The 23377-nt window shown below is 56.4% G+C and carries 16 protein-coding genes; 4 read left to right on the top strand and 12 right to left on the bottom strand.

Features of this window, described 5'->3' with window-relative positions:
* Positions 1–30: 30 nt before the first annotated feature.
* From M4951_RS07140 to M4951_RS07120, 5 genes are all read right to left on the bottom strand, one after another.
* On the bottom strand, positions 31–693 hold the full coding sequence (locus M4951_RS07140; protein WP_262025794.1) for a methyltransferase domain-containing protein: 663 nt from the start codon (positions 691–693) through the stop codon (positions 31–33).
* 168 nt (positions 694–861) lie between these two features.
* A complete protein-coding gene (locus M4951_RS07135) occupies positions 862–4296 on the bottom strand; it encodes a hypothetical protein (protein ID WP_262025793.1) in 3435 nt (1144 codons plus the stop codon).
* 264 nt (positions 4297–4560) lie between these two features.
* Positions 4561–6711: a tetratricopeptide repeat protein gene (locus M4951_RS07130; RefSeq protein ID WP_262025792.1), complete on the bottom strand. Its 2151-nt coding sequence runs from the start codon at positions 6709–6711 to the stop codon at positions 4561–4563.
* 33 nt (positions 6712–6744) lie between these two features.
* Positions 6745–7104: a DUF2304 domain-containing protein gene (locus M4951_RS07125; RefSeq protein ID WP_262025791.1), complete on the bottom strand. Its 360-nt coding sequence runs from the start codon at positions 7102–7104 to the stop codon at positions 6745–6747.
* The gene (locus M4951_RS07120; protein ID WP_262025790.1) at positions 7101–7799 is read right to left on the bottom strand and encodes a glycosyltransferase family 2 protein; all 699 of its coding nucleotides are present in this window, start codon (positions 7797–7799) and stop codon (positions 7101–7103) included. The genes M4951_RS07125 and M4951_RS07120 overlap by 4 nt, the downstream gene beginning before the upstream one ends.
* A gap of 368 nt (positions 7800–8167) precedes the next feature.
* On the opposite strand from M4951_RS07120, the gene M4951_RS07115 reads away from it, so the two are divergent.
* Together M4951_RS07115 and M4951_RS07110 are read left to right on the top strand one after the other, a co-directional pair.
* Positions 8168–8608: an Hsp20/alpha crystallin family protein gene (locus M4951_RS07115; protein ID WP_262025789.1), complete on the top strand. Its 441-nt coding sequence runs from the start codon at positions 8168–8170 to the stop codon at positions 8606–8608.
* Between the two features lie 803 nt (positions 8609–9411).
* Positions 9412–11100: a dihydroxy-acid dehydratase gene (locus tag M4951_RS07110; protein ID WP_262025788.1), complete on the top strand. Its 1689-nt coding sequence runs from the start codon at positions 9412–9414 to the stop codon at positions 11098–11100.
* A gap of 7 nt (positions 11101–11107) precedes the next feature.
* Here M4951_RS07110 and M4951_RS07105 read toward each other — a convergent pair whose 3' ends face one another.
* Complete coding sequence (locus M4951_RS07105) at positions 11108–12460, bottom strand: Trx7/PDZ domain-containing (seleno)protein (RefSeq protein ID WP_262025787.1); 1353 nt, start codon at positions 12458–12460, stop codon at positions 11108–11110.
* A gap of 207 nt (positions 12461–12667) precedes the next feature.
* On the opposite strand from M4951_RS07105, the gene M4951_RS07100 reads away from it, so the two are divergent.
* On the top strand, positions 12668–16141 hold the full coding sequence (locus M4951_RS07100; RefSeq protein ID WP_262025786.1) for a hypothetical protein: 3474 nt from the start codon (positions 12668–12670) through the stop codon (positions 16139–16141).
* Positions 16142–16245: 104 nt separating this feature from the next.
* Here M4951_RS07100 and M4951_RS07095 read toward each other — a convergent pair whose 3' ends face one another.
* The 6 genes from M4951_RS07095 to folE2 all read right to left on the bottom strand — a co-directional run bounded on the left by M4951_RS07095 (position 16246) and on the right by folE2 (position 22018).
* On the bottom strand, positions 16246–18090 hold the full coding sequence (locus tag M4951_RS07095) for a response regulator (RefSeq protein WP_262025785.1): 1845 nt from the start codon (positions 18088–18090) through the stop codon (positions 16246–16248).
* Between the two features lie 209 nt (positions 18091–18299).
* Positions 18300–18845: a molybdopterin adenylyltransferase gene (mog, locus tag M4951_RS07090; RefSeq protein ID WP_262025784.1), complete on the bottom strand. Its 546-nt coding sequence runs from the start codon at positions 18843–18845 to the stop codon at positions 18300–18302.
* Positions 18846–18864: 19 nt separating this feature from the next.
* The gene (locus tag M4951_RS07085; RefSeq protein ID WP_262025783.1) at positions 18865–19344 is read right to left on the bottom strand and encodes a 6-pyruvoyl trahydropterin synthase family protein; all 480 of its coding nucleotides are present in this window, start codon (positions 19342–19344) and stop codon (positions 18865–18867) included.
* A 27-nt stretch (positions 19345–19371) separates the two neighbouring features.
* A complete protein-coding gene (locus M4951_RS07080; protein WP_262025782.1) occupies positions 19372–20604 on the bottom strand; it encodes a prepilin peptidase in 1233 nt (410 codons plus the stop codon).
* A gap of 1 nt (position 20605) precedes the next feature.
* The gene (locus tag M4951_RS07075; protein ID WP_262025781.1) at positions 20606–20956 is read right to left on the bottom strand and encodes a nucleotide pyrophosphohydrolase; all 351 of its coding nucleotides are present in this window, start codon (positions 20954–20956) and stop codon (positions 20606–20608) included.
* Positions 20957–21010: 54 nt separating this feature from the next.
* A complete protein-coding gene (folE2, locus tag M4951_RS07070; protein ID WP_262025780.1) occupies positions 21011–22018 on the bottom strand; it encodes a GTP cyclohydrolase FolE2 in 1008 nt (335 codons plus the stop codon).
* 334 nt (positions 22019–22352) lie between these two features.
* Between folE2 and hemB the strand changes: the two genes are divergently transcribed.
* Positions 22353–23351, top strand: coding sequence for a porphobilinogen synthase (hemB, locus tag M4951_RS07065; RefSeq protein ID WP_262025779.1), 999 nt, complete (start codon positions 22353–22355; stop codon positions 23349–23351).
* Positions 23352–23377 lie beyond the last annotated feature (26 nt).

Raw genomic sequence — 23377 nt, 5'->3', positions numbered from 1 at the left:
CCGTTTTTTTATGCGCTCCCAGCGGTTCCTTTATTCCGGCTTGACCCCGATCGCGGCTCGAACCGGCATCGACCAGATTTCCATATCAAGCTCTTTTTCGATCGTGAAACCGGCTTCGGCGACCAGCGTCACGACGTCGATCGGTTGGCAATCGACGATGTGGGGAAAGTGCTGGTGCATCCAGATGTAGGTCTTTTCGAGAGCGCTGGCTTTGTCGCCGGTTTTGACGGTCGCCATCGAGACGACGCCGATCTTGCCGCCAGGTTTCAGCGCTTTCAAAATCTCGCTTAGCACCACCGGAATATCAGGCTCGTTGAATAACTCGAGCGTAAAGCTCATGAACGCTGCGTCGAAACTGTGGGGCGGAAAGTCAAGATTTCGCGCATCGCCGATATGCAGTTCGATCTGATCGCCCAGATCGGTTTTCGCGATCTTATTTTCGGCCACCTTTTGCATGCCGGGCGAGATATCGACGCCGATCACTTTGCCGGTCGGACCGACCAGCTTCGCCAAGTCGATCATTGAGTTGCCGGTGCCAAAACCGATTTCCAACACCCGATCGCCGGGCCTCAAATTCAGGCCGTTCTGGCCCATCTCGCGGGCCTTATGCTCGCTAGAGTCGGCGATAAAATCGTAGGCGCCGCTAATGCGGTCATAAAACGATTGATTTGTTTGCTGGTGCTGATCAGGCATCGACAGATCCTTTGCAAGGCGATAACGAGAAACAAGTCTGCTGGTCGGAGAACGACGTCGCGGCGCTTCCGTGCTGGCTTTGATTTTGCCAGACGGCCGCGCAGAAAAAAAGCGGACGGCTCACAGAACGAGCCGCCCGCCTGAGAAACAGGGAGATTCTCCAACTGGTTAGCTGTTGGAAATCGTGATGCCAGAAAACTGGCTGACGGCGTAACCATCTGCGTCGTCATCACAAATCAACGTCAGGTAATCAAAGTTACCGGTGAAAAACTTGCCGATCTCAATCGTCCAGGTATTGCCGACGATCGAGATATACGGCGAAGCGTCGGTCTTGGCGTTCAATCCCCAGTTTTGCGAACCAGCGGTCTGAAAACTGTGACTGGGATCGGCCGTCCCCAAAGTCGCTTCGGTCGCGAATCCAATCCCATGGATCTCGCCGATCGAGTCGCTCTCGAAGGTGAAGGTCAACACCGTCGTCGGCGTGATCGTCACGCCGCCATCGAGCGCCAGCGCCTTCCAGCCGTTTCCTTCGATCCGGATTGTATCGCCGTCAATGCCGACGATACTGGGCGCGGTGTCTTGAGCGCCGCCGAAGCTCATGAGCTCGACGGAACCCGCAACGCCGTTGATAGTCACCGTGGGCGTATAGGTTGCGTCAAAGATCTTGATGTTGCTGAAAGTCGCTTTGACCGCGTCGGACAGATCGTCATCGTTGACAATCGTCAAAAAGTCAAACGAGCCGGTGAAGTATTGTCCCACCGGAATCTGGAAGACGTCAGCCGTGGCCGGGTCATTGTCATGATCGACCAGCAAACGATCAATACTGGTCGCGTTGATTCCCCAGTCTTGCGAACCGGCGACGCGGAACGTTTGATTGGGAGCGATATTCAACGCATCGTTGGTGAAACCGATCGCATGAATTTCACCCAACGTTTCGGCGTCAAATTCAAACTGCAGGATCGTGTTTTCCGTGATCACAATATCTTCCGGCAGATCGATCTTCTTCCAAGCGTTCCCTTCGACGGAGATCGAGTTGGTCTCGCTATCGATCGTCACCCGATTGACCGCGTGATCTTGCTCGCCGCCGTAAGTCGAGATATCCGCTGCGACGTCCAATCCGCCGATATTCAGGGATGTTGTCGAAATCGCTTCAAACAAGCGAATATTGGAAAAGGTTGATTTGACCGAAGCGTCGACATCGTCATCATTGACGATCGTCAAAAAATCAAACGAGCCGGTAAAGAACTGCCCCACCGGAATCTGAAAGACGTTGGGCGTCGCTGGATCATTGTCATGATCGACCAGCAACCGATCGTTATTGGTCGCGTTGATCCCCCAGTCTTGCGAACCGGCGATGCGGAACGTTTGCTCCGGCGTGATATTTAGCGGATCGTTGGAAAAGCCGATCGCGTGAATTTCACCCAAGATCTCCGCGTTAAATTCAAATTGCAGGATCGTGTTTTCCGTAATCACGATATCTTCCGGCAGATTGATCTTTTTCCACGCGTTCCCTTCGATCGTGATCGAATTGGTCTCGCTATCAATCGTCACCTGGTTGATCGCATGGTCCTGGTTCTCACCATAAGACGAAACGTCCGCCGCGACGTCTGATCCGCCGATATTGATCGACGTGGTCGGCACATCGTCAAACAGGCGAATATTGGAAAACGACGACTGAGCCGAAGCGTCGCCGTCGTCATCGTTGATCAGCACGATCCGCGTAAATGGATTCTCGGCGGTACTGGTGTAAAACTGACCGACCGGAATCCGAACCTTGTTGGTCCCTTCCACACGCAACGACGTTGCGTCGATTCCCCAATCTTGCGTTCCGGCAATGCGGAACATCATGTCTGGAGCGATCTCATCGTCGACATCAAAGCCGATCGCGTGAATCTCTCCTTCGCTCAGCAGATCAAAATCAAACTCGAGAATCGTGTACTCGGTAATCACAAACGAACCGAGGACTTGCTTCCAGGTATTGCCGGTCAGCGTCAGCGTCGAGCCATCTTCGGAGACGGCCAGACCATCTGGCGTTTGGTCTTGCCCGCTGCCGCCATACCCGACGACTTGCTCCGGCGTAAAGACGACCGTGGGAGGATCGACCGGCGGATCGGTGACCTGCGGCAATTGGAACCCAAACCGCCGCGCGAAGATATCGACTTCGTCGCCGCTGACCGTTTCCGTTCCCGAAGTAAACAGAGTGACAATGTCGCCGCGACTGTTCATCGCCAGACTCAATTCAACCGCTGCAGAACCGTTGTAAAGATCGGTCTGTCCAATCACGTCCGTCGCCGCCTTCTGGAAGCCGACCCAACTGCCGTTGTCAATCTGCTTGGCGTATTGCACCAGATAATAGCTGGCCAGCACATCGCTGTTCAACAGCTCTTGATAGCCAACCGCAAAATTGCCGTGTTGGTCCATGTCGATGCGTGCGAACCGCTGACGACCGGTGACGCCATGTTGATCCGTGCCTGTGACCATGATCTCATTGGCGAAACTGGGAAGCGTCGGCGTTACGGCGGCGTTGCCCGAAGCGGGGGTCAGCGTGGCCGTGCCGAAGCCGGAAAAGACCTGCACGACAATTTCTTCTTTATTGTCGTATGCCGGTCGGAATCCAGTCGCGTTTCTGCCGGCCGAGGGAATTCGCCGCGTGTAGACGATCGCGACTTCGCCTGCATCGTTGACAGAGACGTCCGGCGAATCATAGCGAACGGTGTTGTACAAATCCGGGTTGGTGATCGCGACCTCGGTGACGTCGACTGCGACGACGCCGCCTGAGGTGATATCAAAGCGGCGATAGCGGATTTGAGCGGAACTTGCGGCCGACCAGGCGACGATAAAGCGTCCATTATTGTCGATCGCGACTTCCTGTCCGGTCGCCGACGCTTGATCGGTCCGCACGGTGAAGGTGGAACCGGTTGTCGTCGTTTCGTCAAAGTAAAAATCATCAAAAGCGACGCCGTTCATGATGCTGTTTTGGTTCCAAACAGCGACCATTTGGCCAGAATCGTTAATCGCAAAGGTCGGCTCATTCGCTTGCTGATAGCCAACGATGACCTGACCGCCGACCATCGTTCCATCAGCGTCAATTCGCTGCATCCGAAACGGCAACTGCGTTCCGTCGATTTCTCGCCAACCAACGACCAATTGTCCCGAAGCGTTGCTGACGACCTGAACCGTATCAATCTGGTGCGGACTGGTCGTCAACAAGACGCGCGGCCCTTCGGCAACGCCAACGTCCGTACGAGCGGGATCCAACGGATCCCCGGCTTGGACGCCTGCGTAGCGCTGCAAATAAATCGAATATTCGCCAGGCGTGCTGCTGTCGATCCAGACGGCGACGTAGTCCCCATTTTCCAGGATCGCAATCGAGTCGCCGGTATATCCAAGGCGTTGTTCGCCTGCGCTGCCGTCAACGACAAACGGGGCATCCGGGTCCGCGATCGGCGCCGGAAAGAGACTTGCAGCCGGATCGCCATCCATGACTTCGCGACGTTCCAGATAATCAATTTGGGGATGAAAGCGTTCGGTTCGGCGGCGCTTCAACTGCGCAGCAGTTCCCGAAATGCGCCGCCAAAGCGACACAAGTTGGTGAGGAGACATAGATGCCAACTCCGATCAGAGACAAGGGGGAGGAACAACGATCGGGAAGCGAACGTGGCCAAAATTCGCGCAGTTCGCTTAACGAGCCGATCGTAGTCGACACCGATTGTCACGTCGACATATTCTGCTGCGATTCATCCAATCTTGCGCGAATCCGGCGAAAAGATTCGTCGAATCATTACACTTTGCGTCGCCGGTTAGAGAAGCCATTTTGATTGAGTCAACTTTGCGTCGCAAAACATCCAAAGTGCTACTGCGCCACTGTCAATAAAGTTCGTCCGGCTGAGCCGATTGAAACGGACGCTGATTCTGAAACAACTGCAGCCGAGACTCCATCGGACCAGGATCGCCCCCTTTCTGCCGCTGCTGGGCGATCGCGTTTTGGCAAAGCTGCGTCGCTTCGGCGTATTTTCCTTCGGCGGCCAAAATGGTCGCGGCCAGATCTAGCAGTTGCTGTTGCGGACCAAGCCGCGCGATCAACGATTCGGTCAGTTGCTTCGCCTCGGCCAGATTGCGCACTTCCCCTGGCGACGCCGCCGCTCGCAGCCAGGCCAGACGCAGCGTAATTTCGAGATCGTCAGGCGCCTGCTTCCGCCAATTCTCAAACGCATCGGCGGCTTCGCGCAGCCGACCTTGCTGAAAATAAACAATCCCCAACTCGCGCCGCCATGGCTGAGAGGGCCCCGTCAGCATCACCGCTTTGTCTAACTGCCGCTCTGCTTCATCAAGCTTCCCTAGCTCACGCAAGGAAACTCCGGCCATGCCGTGCGCCTGGGGATAGCAATCAGGCCGCCGTTGCGTCGCCGCGATCAGCGCTTCGGCGGCGCCGGCATGATCCCCTTGTTGTTGCAACAAAGCGCCCAGCCCGATATGCGCTTCGGCATCGAGCCGGAGCGTCTCACTGGTCGGAGACTTCTGTTTCGACAATTTGTCAATCGCCAGCCGAAAGCGATGCTGCGCTTCCGCAAAATCCTCGGTGCGTGCGGCGATTTCGCCCAGTTCGATATCAATCGCCGCCGTCGAACCGCTACGAGCTACGATTCGTGCACGCGAGTTTCCTAAGATCGCGATCGCTTCGGAGATCCGGCCGTCGTCTTTCAATATCTTCGCCAGGTTGTGATGGGCGCGAACATGATCCGGGCGAAGCTCGACGACGCTTCGCCAGACGGTTTCGGCCGATCGATAAACCCGATTGCGTTGGAGCGTCATGCCCACAAACAGGATCGCGACAATCGACGTCAACACGATCGGCAGATGTCGTAGCGAGCGATTTGCGGCTGCTGACGAGCGTCGCCAAAGTTCGTAGCCGCCGATGACGCCCAATAGCACAATGCAAGCCAACGGCAAATACATGCGATATTCAAACGCCGGATCGGCGATCGGTACAAAACTGGACGAAGGCGCCAAGACGCAAAAGAACAACAACCCCACAACGCCGATCGGCGGCCAACGCCAGAGCGCGTATCCTGTCGCGATCAGCAGCCCAACAATAAACAGTCCGGTTGCAAAATAGTCAGTAAAATGTCGAGCAATCGGCCACTCGTAGTCAAAGCAAAGAGGATACGGAAACAGAGCCAAGCGGATGTAATGCGTGATGACTTGCGACTCGGTGCACAAGTACTCCCAACGCGTAACGTGATCGGCGCCGGTGACCGACGTATGAAGGGTTGTCCCTGCTTGAAATGCTGGTTGAAGTTTCACCGTCACATAGGCGGTGACCATCCACATGCCGGCGTAAGCCCAACCCCGTTTTCGCAGCAGTTCGCTCCAGCAGGACGCGAAGATCGCTCGGTCGAGCGCAATCGCTATCAGCGGCGCCGAGATCGCGACTTCTTTGGTTCCTACCGCCAAACCGCACATCGCAATTGCGGCGGCGGCCCACCGCCAATCATTCGCCAAACAACTCCGCGTAACGCAGTAGAGCGTCAATAGATAGAAGAGCGCCGCTTGCGATTCATAACGCTGTATCAGATAGGTGACCGCCATCGTCCCCAGCGGGTGAACGGCCCACAGCAAAGCGACCACAAACGCTAACTCGGTTGCAACGGCCGAGTACCGATCCTGAAAATAGGGCGCCGACAGCAAACGTCGAACCAGATCGAACAAGACGAGCGCCGTCCCCCCATGAACGAGAAAATTTCCGACGTGAAACGCCCATGGTTCGTCGCCGATCAGCAGATAATTCAGGGTGAAAGAAAGATTGCCAACCGAGCGAATGCGACCAGCGGCAACCGCGCCAAGTCGATTCGACAAATTGGCTAGTTCGGGCGCCTGATCCAGCTCTAGATATCGAGCGTCATCCAAGACGTAACCGCCAGAGTAGCTGTTGCCATAGGCGATGCAGACGACGATCGCCAACAGTAACGCAAAACCAAGAACTCTCCAGCGAGAGACCGATCTGTTTTGATTTTCCATCGAACCCTTGCACAATCGATTCAGCGCTCTGTTCTAGCCTTCTTCGAGCGTCTGTTCTTCAGCGCCGCGACTCGCTTCTTGAATCGCCAGGTAGCGGACTAGATCCGTGATCTGTCGCTGTAGTCGAAGGTAGCGCGAATAGAAATAGAAGGTCGTCGCCATGAAGATCAAGACGAACGAGTAGAGAATGACGTCGGCGCCGCGGCCGATTCCCACCAGACTCGCCAAACGGCCGATTTGATTCGGAAAGAGAATCGCCAGAGCGGCTGCAAACCAAATGACGCCGCGAAACAGTCCGAACAAACGGACCGCACGCTGCTGACGAATGTTCACCAACTCGTAACAAGCGGCGCCGATGATGAAAGTGATCGCAAGCCATTGAAACGGAGTCAACGAACAAGCCTCCCGAGCAGAAACTGGGCGGCAATTTTCACCGCGGCCGAGTTACTCTGCCCCTTTTCGAGAGTTGCAACGTTATACCGAATCGTGACCGGCACTTCGCAAAACCGCAATTGGAACTCGCGGATCTGATCCAAGATTTCCGATGCGTGGGCCATCCGATTTTGCGTGATCCGAATCGTCTGCGCCGCTTTACGCGACATCGCGCGAAAACCATTGTGCGTGTCGGTCACCGCGATCTGCGAAAAGACGCGGGTAAACCAAACAGCCCCTTTCAACATTACATGCCGCGTCCAAGGCATGTCGATCGTCTTGCCTAAAAAGCGGGAGCCCAACGTGACGTCGACCTCGCCGCGGCGGATCGGTTGGACCAGGCGCAAGATGTCGCCGGCGTCATGCTGTCCGTCGGCATCGAAGGTGACGATGATCTGAGCGTCTTGCCGCAAGGCGAAATCGATGCCGGTTTGCAGCGCCGCCCCTTGCCCCGAATTGATCAGATGCCGCAGAACCCAAACCGGCGACCTGGCGGCGATCTGTGCGGTGTCATCCGCCGAGCCGTCATCGACCACCACGATATTGGGGAACGCGCCGCAGAGCGGCGCGAGCGTTTTGGCAATGCGAGCCGACTCGTTGTAAGCCGGTACGATAATCCAAATCGCCGAATCGTCGATCAAGCGGGAATCGGGCAACGGATGTCTCTTGGTGAGAGAATCGGGAAAATCAGCACGAATCGTCTCATCCTATCGGCCTTTTCCGACTTGACGATTGCTTCCTTACCCGCCATGCCGATTCCCTTCATAACTTCTTCGTTTTCAAATCGGTTCTTAACAAAACTGCCGCCGCCGCCAAATTGACACGGTCAAAATTACAGTCGAAAAACATCGCCGGTCGCAACTCCCATTCACGATTGCACTTGCGAAAACCCCTTTAAAATTGGCACGCAGATTGCTTTTTACCAAGGCGTCACCAAGCATCGAAGCGATGGTAAGCAAGCGGCGAACAAGCGTTCGCCCGCTTCGATCGGTTTTCGTTCTTATTCGAGAAGGAGGAACCAACCATGGTCCGAGGTTTAACGATGTATCAGCCGCGCAGCTTCTCTGATCTGCGCCGAGAAATGGATGGACTTTTCGGAACATTGCTCAACACCGATGTACAGTCGGCCGTCGCCGCTTGGACGCCGTCCTTGAATGTCGCCGAGACAGAAACGTCATACGAAGTGTCGGTCGAGATTCCGGGAATGGCGCCCGAAGAGGTTCAAGTCGAACTGAAAGAAGGCCTGTTGACGATTGCCGGCGAGCGGCGACAAGTGGAAGAATCGGATGACAAGAAGTTTCATCGCGTCGAACATACCTACGGCAAGTTCGAGCGCAGCCTACGCTTAAGCTCGCCGGTGGAAGAAGACAAAGTCACTGCCGAGTATCACCAAGGCATCTTGAACGTCACCATTCCGAAAGCCGAGAAAGCGCGACCGCGCAAAATCGAAGTAACAGCCAAGTAAACAAAGCTGTGAACCGAGATGAGGCCGTCTCCACGCCGCGACTGTCGCCTGTGACAGTCGCGGCTTTTTTTATCGCAGCAGGGCAAAAATTGTCTCTTGACGAAGCGCACGGAACTGGGGTCGATTACACGCCGAGGAAAAATAATCGATGCGCAATCACTCGTTGGACAACCATATCAACGACGCGGCGTTTTGCTGCGCGGTAGGGTGGGTGAAGCAAGCGATTTCAAGCCACCAATTTCGAACCACATCACCGCTTGCGCAACCCACCGATGACGCCAGATCGACGAGCAAGTTCCGGTGGATTGCGCCAACCTATCGTGTGGATTGTTGGCGGCGGAATCGAATGCGGTTTTTGCTCCACTCCCCCTACAAGAATTCACACAATGCGATCCTGTCCAGTCCAAGGTTTCAGCCCCCAAAAACGAGGGCCAGTCCTGTCCAAGGTTTCAGCCCCAAAAAGCGAGGTCCAGTCCTGTCCAAGGTTTCAGTCCCAAAAAAACGAGGGCCAGTCCTGTCCAAGGTTTCAGTCCCAAAAAAACGAGGTCCAGTCCTGTCCAAGGTTTCCGTCCCCAAAAAACGGGATCCGGTCCGATGATCCGACAGGCGATCGGGCGGCAGCGGACGGATTGAAATCACAGAATTCGACATTCGCAAACAGCCCCTTTCCCCACAATTGCATTGCGGGCAACTACGGAATTTTTTCCGCCATTGCAGGGGAACTTGAGCGTTGTCGCGCCGTGGGCGATACTAGCAGTTTCCCCCCCTTCCCCGCCCTACGACCTTAGAAAGCAACTCTCCGCATGTCTCAGCCCCTCAATTGGAATAGTCGCCGTTTAACGCGTGGATGGCAAAAAGGGATCACCGCTTTTTACTATGGTCTGGGGCTGACCGACGCCGATTTTGACAAACCCCAAATCGGGATCGGCGTGCCGCTGCTGGACGGCAACCTGTGCAACGTCCACGCCTATCAACTGGGCCAAGAGTTGAAAGCAGGCTGCGAGCAAGCGGGACTGATCGGGTTTCCGTTTGGCACGCCGGCCGTCAGCGACAACATCACGCAAGGACATGAAGGGGGCAACGCCAGCCTTCCCTCGCGTAATATGATCGCCAATGCGGCCGAATGCGTCGTCAGCGCCCATGGCTACGACTTTTTGATCGGGCTCCACAATTGCGACAAAAACGGCCCCGGCTTCGCCATGGCGTTGGCTCGGCTCAACTACCCCGGGCTGATTGTCAACGGCGGCAGTATTAAACCTGGTTGCCATCTGGGTCGCGATACGTCGATTTTGGATGTCTACGACGCCCAAGCGGCGGCTTCGGTCGGCGCGATGACAGCGGATGAAGCGGATCAAATCTTGCGAACCGCTTGTCCCGGTCCCGGCGGTTGCGGCATCGCGGCCTCTTTCAATACCTGGGGAATCGCGATCGAAGCGATCGGGCTTGGGCTTCCTTACTCCAGTTCGATCCCGGCTGAAGATCCCGCCAAACGTGAAGAATGCCGCAGCATCGGCCAAGCGGTCAAACATCTACTGACCGAGAACATTCGCCCCCGCGATATTTTGACCAAGAAGGCGTTTGAAAATGCGGCCGCGGTAATCGCTGCAGTGGGCGGCTCGACCAACGGCGTGCTGCACTTGATCGCGCTGGCCCAAGAAGCCGAGGTCGATTTCACCTTGCGCGACCTGCAGCGGATTGTCCGCAACACGCCGGTCCTGTGCAGCTTCGCGCCGCGCGGCAAACGGACGATGTACGACCTGCACAAGTTGGGAGGTACGCCGATGCTGCTGAAATACCTGATCTCGGCCGGCATCGTCGATGGTTCGTGCTTGACCGTCTCAGGCAAGTCGTTGGCCGACAACGTCGCCGATGCGGCGGAAGTACCGCAGGATCAAGACTTGATCGCGCCGCTGGATAAGCCGTTCAAAGAATACGCCGATATGCAGATCTGCTTTGGCAACCTGGCGCCTGGCGGCGTCGTCTTCAAAGTATCGAGCATGCGTGATCCAAAATTTAGCGGCAAAGCGATCTGCTTTTCGGAAGCGAAAGACATTGTCGACGCGGTCGAAGCGAACAAGATCACGCCGGGAACCGTGATCGTGCTGCGCTATCTAGGACCGGTCGCTTCGGGGATGCCGGAAGTATTAGTCGCAACCGCGGCCTTGGCCGTACCGCACCTGGACGGCAAAGTCGCGTTTCTGTCCGACACGCGGGTCTCTGGCGTCTCGCACGGAGCAATCGGCGTTCATTGTGCTCCAGAAGCGGCGGTCGGCGGCCCCATCGCGTTGGTCGAAGATGGAGATGAAATCTCGTTTGATCTGCTCGACGGCGACATCACGCTGCACGTCGGAGCAGACGAGTTGGCGACTCGCGCCGCCCATTGGAAGTCGCCTGACCTGCGGTATAAACATGCCTATCTGGCCGACTTCGCCGCGACTGTCTCGCAAGCCGATAGCGGTTGCGTCAGCAAAGCGTTTCACGACGTCTCGTAAATCGGCGTTACTGCAGGCGAATCTTCGTCTGTTGCGATTTGCCGTTGCGAAGCAGCGTTACTTCCACCTCTTGTCCAGGCTTCGTCGCATTGGCGAGCCTGGCCAGCAGATTCGATTCATTCAGGTTTTCGTTGACACCGGCGATCGAGGTAATCACGTCGTCCACTTGGACGCCGGCCTTGAGCGCCTCCCGATGATCGCCATACTTGCCGACATGGCGCACTTTTAAACCTAGCTGATCGTCCCCCAGTCCCAGCGTTTTCCGCTCCTCGGACTCCAGATCTTTCAGCCGCATGCCGCCCAAGACCTGACGCGACAGATCCCAACTGGTGACGCGCCATGAGATATCCCCCTGCTCTTTCCAATCTGGCGGAAGTGGAAAATCGATTTTGGTCAGTTTCTCGCCGCGGCGCAACTTGACCTCCAGCGACTTTTCCTCTTGCAGATGATGCAGGGTCCATTGGATGTCGGCCATCGAAAGAATTGGTTGCCCGTTGAGTGAGAGGATCTCGTCGCCGGCATGGACTCCGGCTTTCGCCGCCGGCGAGTCTGGCGTCACTTGCTTGACAGTCGCGGCAGTTTGGGGATCCATGATCATGCCGAGAATCTTCGGATGGGGATAGGGGAACAAGATCTTTTGCGGAATCGGATTCCCTTCGGACCGATAATTGACCCGATAACTTTCGCCCACTTGATGACAATGAATGCAGCTCTTCACCACTTGGCCGTCGTAGTCGAGCTCTTCGCCGAAGTCCCGTTTTTTCAAATGCGGAAACTTCTCGGCCGACGAAACTGGCGGCTTATCCCCGGTGGTCTTAGCGACGAACTGATCTTTGTTCAGCGGATAAATCTGGTGCAGAATCAATCCTTTCTCAAGCGTTGCCGCCAAGCCTTCGATCGCAACGTCCCCCTCTTCTTCGGTTTGATGCGAACGAGTTCCGTAACGACCATAGATCGTACCGTCGGCGTTCATCAAAAAGGCGGCGAACGACTGATCGTAGTCGAATTGAAACTTCGCCAAGTCGACGCCGTTCATCCGCACAATCCGGGCACACTCGTACTCTTGCATGATGCGGCGCACCGCCGAATCGCGCTCGATGATTTTTTCGTCAAGCTGGGCGCACGCTTCGCAGGGGATGCAGCGAAAGATGACCAGGATCGGCTTGCCAGAGATCTTGGCCGCAGCGGTCGCGCCTGCGAGATCGTTGTAGTGCCAAGTGCCGTCCGCCAGAATATCGCGACGATCATTGCGAACTTTCGTTTCACGATCCTTATTCTGAGCCGCTGCGAAAGAGCAAAGACTGAACAAAACGAAAAGTGCGAGCAAGGCATGACGCGCCTGGACGATGCCGTTTCTCATGGTCGATATCCTGAAAAGCTGAGAGAATTCTACTCTCGCAATGGTAACTTTTTTTTCGATGGTTCGCCATTGTCCGCCTCCTGTGAGGCCGGTTTTTCCATAACCCCCCACCAAGGGAAGGCAAGCGCAGACGGACGGTCGCATGAACGGTTAAGATCGCATACGCAACCTTGTACTAAAAAATAGTCCTCAGCGTGTAAAACTACGATGGACCTAAAAGAAAAGCTTGGATTCGGCGCACCACAGACCAAAAAGCAACGCAGCGCCGAACGGAGTCGTTTTATTCGCTACATCAACTTGCAGATGATTGCGAATGAGTTGCCGCCTCCGCTGCATGAGAAAGAGACGGAGTTCGCTGATCTCGTCAAAGGGCTGCTGGCGAATTACCACGAAAAATCTCGTCTGCTGCGCGATGTCCCGTCGCCGATCGATTGTCGCATCGAAACGTTTTTGGGCGACTATTTCTCAGACACGGACGTCGGCCCGCTGCAACTGCCGCGACGTTCGTTCGTCTTGGATCGTCACGGCGTCGCTCGTGAATTGTCGCTGCCGGTCCAAGGGAACAAGTTCGAGAGCGAACTGGTCGAGTCGTATCGAATCGAAAACGGGGTCCTGCATAATCCGCGCAATGATCGCCGCACCACCAAGGGAACCTTCCACGTTTGCGAAGGAGGTTTGCCGATCGCCGGCGACAAGTTGGCCGTGCCGAAACTTGCGTTTGCGCGCATGTTTCAGATCGCAATGTCGCCGCCACGCAAGTTTTTAGAACTGCCGTACACGTCCGATCACGAAGACAAAGCGTACAGCTTCGTTTCGTTGCTGCTGCGCCCGATTGTTTGTCCTGAAGTCCCCGGTTATACGCCGGAGAAGTCGATGGAAGTTCGCTTCTATGCGCCGGGACAACTGGTCAGCAATCTTGATTTCGTCGAATCGATTTTCGGCAACGCCGGTGATCCTTTCATTCCGAAAAATGACGCCGCTCTAGACGCCGAACATTGGTCAGGACATACCGGCTGCGTGATTCTAGCGCCGCATTTGGAAGGAGTGACCAAGCAGGAGCTGGGTCTGCCCCACTTTGATGATGCGACCGCGCGTCAGCGTCAGGACGGCATGTGCTGGAAAGACGAAACCGAAAAATACAACAACGGTCAGCCTTTCAAAGCGACTTGTCGCGACCAGCGCGGCGTAATCGTCACATTGATCGCCGACAACTATTACGGCTATTGCAAAAAAGAGGTCAAAACGCAGTTGAGCTACGCTGCGAATCTCTACGGCAACGTCGAAGAAGAACATGCCGGCGGCGTGGTCGCTTACACCAGTTGGAACTTGGGCGAAGAGTTTCGCGTTAATAGCCAACGCTACAACGGTCGCACGATTGATGATGTCGCCAACGACTATGGCGAGTGGATCGAGATGCAGCCGGAAGGCTATGGCGTCGACAAAAACTTCGCCGACATCTTCTATATTCCTGAGGATGCTCGAGCGACCATGCTGGAGCAAAAAATCAAATGGACCCGCGGCGGCGAGGAATGTTCGATTCCACTGCTGCCAGGCAAGATCTACATCGCTCCGTCCGGCTACAAAATCCGTATGGAAAAGCACCCCGCGGCGCCGAGCTGGCGTTTGATCGGCACGATGGCCGAAGGGGTCAACTGCCACAAGCCGTGCACCGTCAGCGGCGGCGGCAAAAGCGAAATCAGCAAATCGGCCGCTGACTATATGTTGTATGGGCCCATCTTTGTCGCCGATATCGATAAAGATCTGGCGATCATCGACGACGTCTTCAACCACGACTATAGCGATCGTTGGGCCAGCGATTCGCAAATCAAGCCCGACTACGCCGCGCGTCCAAGCCGCTCCGTTTTGTCGCCGGAACGCTCGCTCGGAAGCGTGATCAAGTTGCTGACGCCGTCGACCGATTACACCGAAAAATACAACGAATGGCTCGCATCGATCCCGAATCACATCTACTCGATGCTGTTCATCATCAAGCGATTTCAGCAGCCGGACTGGGATGAAAACTGGCGCGCCAATTTCAGCGTCGACATCGTCAACGGCATGCCGGGGCATGAGTTGAAATATCGCGATCGCACCTTGGTCGGCACCTATCTGCGAGTCGGCCTATCTGAAACGCAACAGTGGCGCACTTACAAGCTGCGACAAGATTTTTACGCCGCCGATAAAGTGCAGACCGAAGACGATATCACCGCGTCGGTCGTCGCTCCGGCCAGTGCGATCACCAATCTGGATCCTCAACTGACCGCCGACAGCTACAAGTTTTTGACCAACTGCGAATACCGCTTGTTCCAGCGTCCTGATGACGCCGTCCATCGCGGCCTCGACAAGCAAACGGAATACGACTTGTCGCTGGCGGGGAACTTCATCTCCAACTTCCAACCGTTGACGCGGGAAGAAGTCGCCCAAATGGCCGAACAAATCGCCGACTTCGATTCGTTCACTTTGCCGATGCAAAACTTCCTGCGCGGCTTCCTGGAAGAAGAAAAGTTTCCTAGCGAGTACGCCGTCTGCTCGGCGTTTCCACGACTGATCGACGGACAGCCGACCAAGAATCCTCGCTACCTGCAGACGCGTCCCGATATGGCCAACCCCATATTCCGCTATGTCGGCGAAATGGGAACGCGGCTTTATCGCAAAATCCCCGCCGATCAACCGGTGCCGACTCCGGTCAACGCCGTCTTGTGCGGGCGACGCAACAATCCGCCCGATGCGGCGGCCGGAATTCGCAGCTTGGCGGTCTATGGACCGATCCATTATCAGGAACTGCCGGAATTGTTCATGGATTTCGTCTGCTCGCTGACCGGCAAAAGTCCTTCGACCACCGGCGCCGGCAGCGAAGGCGCGTTGACCAAAGGTCCGTTCAACGCGCTGCGCCCCGCCGCCGATCTGAACAACGCTTTGGTCAGCTACATCCTGACCGGCTTGGCGGGCTATTCGTCAGCGGCCGGCTACATCGGTCCCCATGTTCGAGTCGATCATGACATTAGCTTGCTGATCCCAGAGATCTGGTGCCGCTTGACTCCAGAAGAACGTGATCCGAAGTTCTTGATCGATGGCGGAATGCTAGAGAAGATCGAAGACTTCACGCATGACGGCGAGACGATCTTGGCCAGCCGACTGGGCTATCGGATCACGCGGCGGTTTGTGCGGACCTTCTTTGGTCGCGTCTTCGACAATCCGCTCAAGGTGTTCGATGACTCGATTCTCCGCCCCGAAACGCAAGATCCAGTTTCGTATGCGGACGGCGTCAAGCATATCGTCGAAGCGCAACAGCGCGTCGCCGAGCGTCATTTGCAGGATGGCTCGGCCGAAGAGGCGTGTCCTCCGCTGCGAGCGCTGCTGATGATCATGGCCGAAGGCTCGTACGAAGGGAAAACGACCGCCGATCCCGAGATTCGGCAGATGTTCACCAAAGAGTATTTGCTGGCCAGCGATTGGTATCGCAAGCGACTGTTGACGAAACAGCAGCGCGATACGGCGCTCTGGACGCGTCACTTGGGCGCGATCGACAAGTTTGTCTCCGATTCGCGTAACGCCGAATCAGCGAGCGAACTTGATCTGGCGGCTCGACGAGAATACGCCGCGGCTCAATTGGGAATCGCCGAATCGGCCGACTATCTCACCGCCTTAAAAGGGACGCTCGGCGCTCATCCGTTCGACTAACGCCGCTCGTCGGCGCCAGTTTCAACTCTCGGGTAGGGTCCGCTGTACGGACCAAGGGACGCACACTCGATCCTTGGTCCGCACAACGGACCCTACGATGACGACTACGTTTGCGCTATTTTTGCGACGGCCTTGGCGGTTGGCTGCAGATAGTTGGCAAGCGTTTCCAGCAATTGGCGGCGATCGATCGGCTTGGTCAGGTAGTCATCGACTCCAGCATCCAGGCAACGCTGTCGATCGTCGCTCATCGCGTGCGCCGTCAGTGCGATAATCGGCGTCCGAACCGCTTCCCTACGCAGCAAACGGGTCGCTTGATATCCATCCATAATCGGCATTTGCATGTCCATCAAGATCAGATCAAACGGAACTCCTTGATTGCGCGACGTCAGCGTCATATCAACGCCGTCGCGTCCGTCGTTGGCGATCGCTACTTCGGCGCCTGCTTTCTCGAGGATCAAACGAAGCAAACGCTGATTATCGGGTCCATCCTCCACGAGCAAGATGCGTCCGCTCAGAGCAAGCTCCTTCGGTGGAACGCTGCTGACGCTCGCCGGAATCCAATTCAGATCGTCAGCGCAGTTACTGATTTTGACATTCGACAAGTTGCCGGTCGCAATCGTAAAGTGGAAGAAGCTGCCATGTCCCAAGCTGCTTTCGCAGCGCATCGATCCTCCCAACAGTTCGGTCAGGCGAATGCAGATCGACAGGCCAAGCCCGGTGCCGCCATATTTACGGCTCATCGAATTGTTGGCCTGTTCAAACGGTACGAAGACTCTTCGCAGTTCTTCTTCCGTCATGCCGATACCAGAGTCGACCACTTCGAACTCCAAGTGGGGATTGTCGGCGCCGATGTCGATCAATTTCGTCCGGAGCGATACCGTGCCTTTGTCGGTAAACTTGATTGCATTGCCGATCAAGTTGATCAAGATTTGCCGTAACCGAGTCACATCGGTCACAATGGTCTCGGGAAGCGGGCCGCAAAACTCGTTCTCTAGTCGGAGCCCTTTTTGCGACGCGCGCAAGTGCATCAGCGCCAAAACGTCCGATACGATCCGCACCGGCGAGGCAGGCTGCAGGCATACGTCCAATTTGCCGGCCTCAATCTTGCTTAGATCCAAGACGTCGTTGATGACCTGCAGCAAGTGGTGTCCGTTGCGCAAGATGGTGTCGAGGGCGAAAACTCGTTCTTTCGGCGCTCGTTCGATCTCACCGATATCTCGCAGTTCTTCGGCGTAGCCGATGATCGCCGTCATCGGCGTGCGAATCTCATGGCTCATATTCGCCAGAAACTCGCTCTTCGAGCGATTCGCCGCTTCCGCTGCGCGACTCGCTTCCACCAGTTGTTCGTTCGTCAATTTCAATTCGGACGCCGCTGTTATCAAATCGGCGGTTCGTTGCTCCACCAACTGGTTGAGCTGATCCATTCGCATGCGGGCTTGCTGCGTCAGTTGCCATTTTCGCGTCAACGCAATCGCCAACTGACGCGCTTCGATCACGTCAAACGGCTTTTTCAAGATCACCAGTTGGTCGGTTTCGCCCAACTCCTGCAGCAACGATTCCCACGAATGATCCGAGTAGGCCGTGCAAATCACGACCTGCAGATCGGGATGGTCTCGCCAGATCCGTTTGACGGTTTCCAGGCCATCCCAACCCGGCGGCATTCGCATGTCGACAAAAGCCAGCGCAAACGGAAATCCGCTTCGCTCGGCCGCAGCAACCTTCTCGAGCCCTTCCTCTCCCTGGAAGGCCGACTCAATTTCAAAACCGAAATTCAATTCGCCGGGCGGCAACTCTTCATCTTCGAACAAGAGCGCCTTGATGTCGCTTGAGGCGACGTTCAGTTTGGATTGTGCAGCGAGAATGCGACGAAAGTCGTCATGAATCGCTTGGTTGTCGTCGATCACCAAAACGCGGCGATTGATCTTGTTCTCGAATTTTGCGTCTTCCACTGCGCATGCCCCCATGCAGAAACTGCCCCGAAGCGATCGTTTGCCAGCAATTGCCGCTCGCACGTATCGCTTCTTTTCCGCAGCAACGCCAGTGACGTCGCTGCGCTAGTCTAGGACGCGTCTAGTACCGAGAGGCAAGTTGCGCATGGCCGCATCCACCAAAATAGCGGCGTCGTTCTAGTAACGCCGATTTTGACGAAAACGCACGATCACCCCTTCTTCGCAGGCCGAAATGCCAGAACACGAGTGGGATCTGTCGTGAGATAAGGGCCTGCTAATAGATCTATACAGTAAGGAATCGCCGGAAATACCGCATCCAGACACTCGGCGATCGCCTTCGGCTGCCCCGGTAAATTGAGGAGTAGCGATTGCCCGCGAATTCCGGCCGTCTGACGAGAGAGAATCGCCGTCGGCACTTTTTCCAAAGAGACCTTCCGCATCAGTTCGCCAAAGCCGGGCATCATTTTGTCGCAAATCGCTTCGGTCGCTTCCGGCGTGACATCCCGCAGCGCTGGACCAGTACCGCCGGTCGTAATCACCAGGCAGCAATGCTCTTCATCGCAAAGTTGCCGCAACGTTTGCTCGATCCCAGCGCGATCATCCGGAATCACGCGTGGCGCCGCGATCCAGTCTGACGTCAGGATCTCGCTAAGGTAGGCCTGAATCGCCGGGCCGCCACGATCCTCGTACTCACCGCGACTGGCGCGATCCGAAATCGTGACGACGCCGATCTTGGCTGGCGGCTGTGCGTTCATGCTGACGACCTATCGGGCTTTAGTCGACGGTGACCGAACTGAGCGAAGCCGACGCCGTCTCGCCGACATCGCCGCTGACGCGCGCTTCGGCGAACGCATCTTCCGTTTCCCAGATGACGACCTTCACTGGGCGAACGTTCGATTGATCGAGCAACTCTGGACATACATAGTCCAGCAGATAGCGCGCCATGTTTTCGGCGGTCGGGTTGTAGGGCATCACGAAATACTTGCAAGGGACAACTTGCTTAATCGCGCTGATGCCGTTGTCATCTTGATCGCTCAGCAAAAATCCATGATCCCAATGCTCGTCCAGCCAACCTTTGAACTTCGCCTTCAGGTCGGCGAAATCAATCACGCGACCGACCGTGTCGACTTCGTCGGCGGTGACGTAAAAGTCGGCGACGTAGTTGTGCCCATGAAAGAACTCGCACTTGCCGCCATGCTTGTACAAGCGGTGACCCGCGCAAAACTTGATGCGCCGCATAATAACCAGGCTCATCTTTCCATCTCCCTCAAAACTCAATGCTTACAAAATGAATTCTACCGGTTCGGTTCGCGGAGGCGAAACCGCTTCTTGATTTTGAAATCGACGCCGATCAGCGTCTTGGGGGCGCTTGGCGATCGCCAACAACACCCAACCAAGCAGCAACAGTGGAACAACCACGCACAAGCCGGCAACCGACCAGGCTTCGCCTGGCAACCAAACTTGCTCGCTCCAAAATCCCCACAAGCAGATATAGCCGAGCGTGACCGCGGTCATCAGAAGTTCGAAAAAACCGCGGCGGACAAAATTCCCTTGTCGCGCTGCGAAGTAACTGGCTGCTCCATACAGCGGCAAAATCAAAGCCGCGATCGTCACCACCGCTTGCCAGCCGAGAAACAGGCCGGTCATGCTCAGCATCGTCGGCAGCGCCCAGCCGCGAGACAAGTCATCCTCGGCCCGATTTTCCCAATACCGCACCGCCAGCCCCAGCATTAGCCCCACCATCGTGCCGATCAGCGCGGTCAACAGTTCGACCAAGCGCGACGAAGCAATCGAATCCAAAGCGGCGAGCGGGTGAAGGCCTGGCCAAATCAGCGCAGCTCCGAAACCGACCAGCGCCGACACCAGGATTGTCGAGCGGGGAATCCGCTGACGATCCCACGCGATCAACGCCCACGGCAACAGCCAGCAAAAGAAAGCTGCGTGGTAAGCGTAAAGGCGAATGATCGGCCAGCGCGTCTCAAACACGACTCCGGCGAAACCGCGTCCGCTGGTGATTGCTCCGCCGGGCAAATTGCCGCCGCCTGACAAAAGTTCGGCAATCAGCAGCACAACAAAGATCAAACCCATCGTCGTTTCGACCAAGGGATAGCGAGAAGAAATCGGCAGCCGACAGGCGCGACACTTTCCTCCCAGATTGATCCAACCGAGCACCGGCACATTATCCAGAGCGCGAATCTTCGTACAGCAGAATGGGCAGCTGGATGGTTTGTCGACAACCGATTTTCCGCGAGGCAAACGCCAAACGACCACATTCAAAAAGCTGCCGATCACGGCGCCAACGCTGAAAAACCAGCCAAAGCCAAACAGCCCCATCATCCAATCGCGCAGCATCGCCAGCCGCTCGAGTCGGTCCAGCGCTTCGCTGGGACGATTGGGGGCCGAACTTCGAACCAAAAATTCGATCACCGGCCACGCAATCAAAACCGTGACAAAAATCACGATCGCGGCGCCGACAATCTGCCGCAGGCGATTTTGTTTACGAGCAAAAGCCATTTCAACGCAACTTCGGATTATTGATGTGACGCTCCGAGTCGCGGCCCGTCTTTTTGGCCAGGTTCTTTTCGAGCGCGGCGGTCAAATCGACCCCGGTTTGATTGGCGATGCAGATCAGCACAAACAGGACGTCGGCCAATTCATCCGCAAGCTCACCGCGACGATCCCCTTCTTTGAAGCTTTGCTCGCCGTAGGTTCGCGACATGATTCGCGACAGCTCACCCACCTCTTCGACCAGTTGCGCCAAGTTTGTCAGTTCTGAAAAGTAGCGCACGCCGATCGTCCGAATCCACTCGTCCACATCGGCCTGGGCCGATCGCAAGGTGATGTCTGGGGATGCTTCGGACGTCATACGCTCTTCGCAATCTTTGGGGGGACGACAAACAGAGGAACAGAAGCGGATCGACTAGGCGGTCAATCCGCCGGGAACTCCCTTGGTGACGATCGCGACAGCGTCGTGCGGATGGAGACTCTCGAAGTGGCTCGCCTGGATGCGATAGTCGATGATCCCTTGCATCGAATCGACGGCGTTTTTCAAACGTCGTGCGGCGTCTTCGCAGAACATCAGGTTCTCGCCGTTCAACCGCGCGAACTCTTGTTCGTCGGTTCGCTTGACGGCGGCCTGAACCGCGGTGTTGAGCGCCCCTTCGGTGCAGTTAATCAGTTCGTCGATCGGCAGATCGTCGCGTTGACCATCAAGTTCGATCGTAATATCGGCATGGCTGCGCTGGCTGTGCGGCACCGCCATCAGGGTTTCATTCGAGCCGAGCCAGTTCAAGACTGACGCGGTCGACAGCCAGTGATGTCCAAAGAACTGCTCTTCAAACTGCTGCTGCAACAGTTGACGCGCCAGCGCCGCCGAACAGGGACAGGCGCTGGAATAAGTGAGCCGAACATGCACGCGATACGTCACTTTGCCGCCGCTAGACCAGGCTTCGATCTCGACCGGATAGCTGCGCCAAGCCGAATGGTCGCTCAGTAGCGATTCCCGGCGCACCATGAGCTCGTAGCTAAATCGGAGGTAGCTGGTCGCGCTGATGTCGCTATGCGTCTCCAGGAACCGTTGCAAGATCGTTTCGATCTGTGCGCGGCCAAACTCGTCGTCGAGCGAATCTTGAAGGCAGAGGTAAAGCCGGGACATATGGATCCCTTTAACCTCGGGATCGTCCAGACTGACATAGGCGTCAACGCGAGCCGGCGTCCGAATCACGTCGCCGTTGGCGTCACGCAGGCGAATCGCAACTTCAATGCCGGACATCCCCACGCGATTTAGCTTGCCTTGTACAATCGGCGCCGCGTCGGCGGCGACATCGGGCAACATGCTTGTGCGCGTATCCAAGGAGAAAGGCCTGGCCGCTGGCGCATCCACCAAGTTGGCGGAAGACGTATTGGACGAAGGGAGATCAGTCGACATAGATTTCTCAAATCGCAGGGGCGTAACACCAACGGGTTAGGGGTGCGCAGAATGATCCTCGATCTCTGGCCATAACCTAACCGCAGATTTGCGGAGCGCAATAACCGGTTCAATAGGTTAGATGCAGCATGCCGCGAGAAGTTGCATGGAGAGCTAAATCAAATCCAGGGCCTATTTTAGCGATTTTTTCGCCGGCGTGCCGACTGGTTCCCCAATTCACCAAGATTCGCCAATTCTGGCTGTTACAATTAACCGTGGCGCGGCGCCTATCAGGCGCTGCTCCATCTCCTGCCATTGTACTCCACCGGTCGATCAGAAAAGTGGTGATCACCCCATGACGAGCCCTTTTGCACGCTTTCCCGAGACCCGCCTCCGCCGAAATCGCCGCAACGAATGGTCCCGACGACTGGTTCGTGAGAACCAACTGACCGTCAACGATCTGATTTGGCCCCTGTTTATTCAGCCCGGAAAGGGGCTCAGAACGCCGATTACGTCCCTTCCCGGCGTCGATCGCCTGTCGATCGATCTGCTGGTCGAAGAGGTCGGCCAGGCTGTCGCCCTGGGAATACCCGTAATCGCGATCTTTCCGGCGACTCCTAGTGAGCTGAAAACGGCCGAAGCCGAAGAAGCGATCAACCCAGACAATTTGGTCTGCCAGGCGGTTCGAGCGATCAAACAGGCCCATCCGGGGATCGGCGTCCTGTGTGATGTGGCGCTCGATCCCTATTCAAGCCATGGTCACGACGGGCTAGTCCGCGATGGGTACGTGGTCAATGACGAGACGGTCGAGCTGCTCTGCAAGCAGGCGGTCGTTCAGGCCAAGGCCGGCTGCGACATTATTGCTCCCAGCGACATGATGGATGGTCGAATCGGCGCCATCCGACGCGCGTTGGACGAAGCCAGCTACGAGAACGTCCAGATCATGGCCTACGCCGCCAAGTACGCATCGGCGTTTTATGGCCCCTTTCGCGAAGCGGTCGGCTCGTCTGGCAATCTGGCCGGCGGCGACAAGAAGACCTACCAAATGGACCCGGCCAATACCGACGAAGCGATCCGCGAAGTGGCGCTCGACCTGGCCGAGGGGGCCGACATGGTGATGGTCAAACCGGGGATGCCGTATCTTGATATCGTGCATCGCATCAAGCAAGAATTCGGCGCGCCAACCTTCGCCTATCAAGTCAGCGGCGAATACGCGATGCTGACGGCCGCTGCGGCCAACGGTTGGCTCGATCGCGACAAGACCATGCTGGAAAGTCTGCTGGCTTTCAAACGGGCCGGCGCCGATGGAGTACTGACGTATTTCGCGAAAGAGGCGGCCCGGCTGCTCAGTTAGCCGCTCACCGCGGCGGCGAAACGGGG

It is taken from the genome of Blastopirellula sp. J2-11 (genome assembly GCF_024584705.1).
Taxonomy (GTDB): domain Bacteria; phylum Planctomycetota; class Planctomycetia; order Pirellulales; family Pirellulaceae; genus Blastopirellula.
This window is presented reverse-complemented; position numbering and strand designations above follow the sequence as displayed.